Source organism: Gelidibacter sp. (assembly GCF_035577925.1).
Lineage (GTDB): Bacteria > Bacteroidota > Bacteroidia > Flavobacteriales > Flavobacteriaceae > Gelidibacter.
In genome coordinates this window covers 1-2,961 of the sequence record NZ_DATJCY010000093.1, presented here as the reverse complement: position 1 = coordinate 2,961, position 2,961 = coordinate 1, and the positions used below count along the sequence as shown (strand labels likewise).

At 35.1% G+C, this 2,961-nt stretch carries 3 protein-coding genes and 2 pseudogenes; all 5 read left to right on the top strand.

What is annotated here, in order from left to right; all coding sequences use genetic code 11:
- Nucleotides 1–285: pseudogene (locus tag VNJ50_RS03315) on the top strand (arsenite S-adenosylmethyltransferase); the annotation flags it as partial.
- Between the two features lie 11 nt (nt 286–296).
- Nucleotides 297–710 (top strand): OsmC family protein, encoded by a 414-nt coding sequence (locus VNJ50_RS03310; RefSeq protein ID WP_325579028.1) that lies wholly within the window; start codon nt 297–299, stop codon nt 708–710.
- Nucleotides 700–1,467: pseudogene (gene arsB, locus VNJ50_RS03305) on the top strand (ACR3 family arsenite efflux transporter); the annotation flags it as partial. The gene VNJ50_RS03310 and the pseudogene arsB, both read left to right, overlap by 11 nt.
- Nucleotides 1,468–1,499: 32 nt before the next feature.
- A complete protein-coding gene (locus VNJ50_RS03300; RefSeq protein ID WP_325579027.1) occupies nt 1,500–1,856 on the top strand; it encodes a hypothetical protein in 357 nt (118 codons plus the stop codon).
- 307 nt (nt 1,857–2,163) lie between these two features.
- Nucleotides 2,164–2,865 carry a transposase gene (locus VNJ50_RS03295; protein ID WP_325579025.1) on the top strand — a complete coding sequence of 234 codons (702 nt, stop codon included), beginning with the start codon at nt 2,164–2,166 and terminating at the stop codon, nt 2,863–2,865.
- Nucleotides 2,866–2,961 lie beyond the last annotated feature (96 nt).

The window sequence follows — 2,961 nt, the reverse complement described above, 5'->3', positions numbered from 1 at the left end:
GGCACATTACCCGATAAAATTAAAGATGCTGCCGAAATGTACGCAGGATGTGTGGCAAGTGCCATTGATAAAGAAGAATATTTAAGCTACGTAAGCAAAGTTGGATTTGCGAATATGACCATTCAAAAAGACAAACCCATTATTGTCCCGGATGATATTTTGAAAGATTATCTAAATGAAGAAGAAATCACGCAATACAAAGCAAACGATACGGTCATTAGAAGTATAACGGTTTATGCCGAAAAACCATTGGATTGCTGTACGCCAAGTTCAGGATGTTGTTAAAAAAAATAATTATGGAATATCAAATTAAGGCTTCATCTGTTTCAACAAAAGATGCGATACTACAAATAAAGCAAAATGAGATAGCTTTTGGAACGACTTCAAATTCAGCAGAAATTTTACCTAATCCTGCCGAGCTTTTTTTAGGAGCTTTTGCTGCGTGTATGCTAAAAAATGTAGAACGATTTTCTGCTATGATGAATTTCACTTATGCAAAAGCCGTAGTAAATGTGTCCGCTATTCGCACGGAAAAACCTGTGAAAATGGATAATATAAATTACGAGTTAATTATTTACAGTGCTGATGAAAATATAAATATTCCATTGCTAAAGAAGAATATTGAAAAATTTGGCACAATCTACAATACTGTAAAATTATCGTGCACGATACATGGAGAAATTATTCAAGTAAAAAACGATGAATATTAAAATGAAGTTCTTAGACCGTTATCTGACGGTCTGGATATTTTCAGCAATGGCACTTGGTGTTGGTTTAGGTTATTTATTCCCATCTATTCCTGAAAACATTAATGCTTTTTCAAGTGGAACAACTAATATTCCTTTGGCAATCGGATTAATTTTAATGATGTATCCGCCATTAGCAAAAGTGGATTATTCACTCCTACCAAAAGTTTTACAAGATAAAAAAGCCATCACCATTTCTTTAATTCTAAATTGGATTGTAGGCACCATTTTGATGTTCGGATTAGCCGTTTTGTTTTTACGAAATGAACCGGAATATATGACCGGACTCATTTTAATAGGTTTGGCACGCTGTATTGCCATGGTTATTGTTTGGAGCGATTTGGCCAAAGCAAACAGAGAATACACCGCCATGCTAGTGGCTTTGAATAGTATTTTTCAGATCCTTTCCTACAGTTTTTTTGTATGGCTATTTATCAATGTGCTGCCTAAACATTTGGGTCTGGGCAATTTTGACGTTAGCGTTTCCATGCGTACCGTTACCGAAAGTGTTTTAATCTACTTGGGCATTCCGTTTTTAGCAGGATTTTTAACCCGATATATTTTAATAAAACGAAAAGGCAAACAATGGTATCATCATAAATTCATTCCCAAAATATCCCCCATTACGTTGGTTGCCCTTTTGCTGACTATCGTATTAATGTTCAGTTTAAAAGGAAATGAAATTGTAGAATTACCATTGGATGTAGTAAAAATTGCCATTCTGTAAGGCATCAAATAGCATTTTTAAACTACATGATATATAGATTCAAGTCAAATCCATATAGTTATGTTTATTCAGATGAAATACTAGAAAGATTAAATATTAGAGGATATTCTATTAATAAAAGGATGCTGAATAAAGATATAATTAGTAAACTTAGGGATAATAAAGTTTTGATAACAAGTTCAACAACTGGGTACAAATTACCATGTTGTAAAGGCGATTTTATTAGATTTTATAATAATTATAGTTCTAAAATTATTCCAATGCTTGACACTGTAAATAAAGTTGACATTTTAATTAAAACACCAACGTTTGGAAACTATAATTTACTTGAAAATAATGAATATAAACTACTAAAAGAGTTAATTAATACGGCCAGCAGGTAACAAGGGTAACCGTTGCACAACCCTTAATTTTCCCAAATAATCTTCAAAAACATAAAAACTCAACCTCTTTTAAAGCGATTTTAAGGAGGTTTGCCTTTTAGGTGAAGTCTTATCTTCTACGGCACCATTCTAAACATTTCAATAAATAATTCACATAATCTTCGTATATTCAACCGTTTATATTGCCTTAAACTAAACGAACTGAACTTAAGAATAGGTACAACCCACATTAATGGGTAGGTGTATTATGTAGGGTTATCCCACTTGGCATTAGTTTATGCCACATGAATCGTTTTAAAACCATGACATGAACAATAATAAAAACAAAACACCAGTGGGGACAAATTGCCGATCGTCCCAATCACCCCAACGGCATCGAAGATCCATTAGGTTAAAAGGGTACGATTATTCGCAGGCAGGATTGTATTTCATTACCATTTGTTGCCAGGATCGAATTTGCAGGTTTGGAACGATCCAAAATGGAGAAATGATTTTGAATGCATACGGTAAAATTGCCCACGACGAATGGTTGAAATTGCAGGGACGTTTTTCAAATTTTAAATTGGATGTATTTCAAATCATGCCCAACCACATGCATGGCATTATTGCGTTACAAACCGTAGGGGCAACCCTCGCGGTTGCCCCTAACGATGCGATTGCCCCCAACGACATGGTTGAAAACAACCATGCGGTTATGCCCAACGACATGGTTGAAAACAACCATGCGGTTGTTCCCAACCATACGGTTGACACGGACGATGCGGTTGTCGATATTGGGGCAGGGGCGAGCCCTGCCCCTACGGCAACAATACCCGATATTGTGGGGGCATACAAATCGTTGGTGGCCAATGGTTGTTTGGATATTTATAAAACCAAAAATGAAACGATGGGTAAATTATGGCAACGCAATTATTATGAACACATTATCCGCAATGAAAACGCATACCAACACATTGCCCAATACATCATCAACAATCCCAAAAATTGGGATAATGATAAATTAAAATGATTGAGACAAATTGCGCAAAAGCCAATTACATTGACTTTTTTCTTAAATTTATTCAATTAATTGGCTTTTGCTTACCGTGTCGCTAAATTGAAACTT

Bases quoted from the DNA above. Each gene is read 5' to 3' on its own strand.
- VNJ50_RS03295 (WP_325579025.1), top strand. From the start codon at position 2,164: ATGAACAATAATAAAAACAAAACACCAGTGGGGACAAATTGCCGATCG.
- VNJ50_RS03310 (WP_325579028.1), top strand. From the start codon at position 297: ATGGAATATCAAATTAAGGCTTCATCTGTTTCAACAAAAGATGCGATA.
- VNJ50_RS03300 (WP_325579027.1), top strand. From the start codon at position 1,500: ATGATATATAGATTCAAGTCAAATCCATATAGTTATGTTTATTCAGAT.